Raw genomic sequence first — 369 nt, forward strand, 5'->3', positions numbered from 1 at the left:
CCGTCTCCACGACCTCACGAAGCGTCACGTTGATCTTGAAACTGCGGTTCTGTAGCGTGGCCTTGCGAACTTTCTCCACCCACTTATCGAACTGCGCGTAGTTGTACGCACTCTTGCATTCGATGGTGTAGGTAGTGCTGCCCTTCGAGTTGTAGCAGCGTTGCGTCTCGTCAAACGTCCGGACCTTGGCCACGAACTTTTCGATGTTGGTGCCCGGGGCCCAGTCCGAGATCGTGATAGTTTTATGATCTCGATCGATGTTCATCATCGACTCGAACTGGACCTTCCCCTTGCTAGTCTCAAACATCGAGAGCCAACCCTTCTGGTTCTCTTTGGACTTGACGAGCTGACCGCCGTACTTGTGCGAGT

General features: G+C 53.7%; 1 protein-coding gene. It reads right to left on the bottom strand.

The annotated features are described in order from the left end of the window. Window positions 1-369 (bottom strand): hypothetical protein (locus AC1RPN_RS08630; protein WP_481763780.1); only part of this gene is annotated, 369 nt, incomplete at both ends.

It is taken from the genome of Dellaglioa sp. CoH-57-MRSF-20, assembly GCF_056781955.1.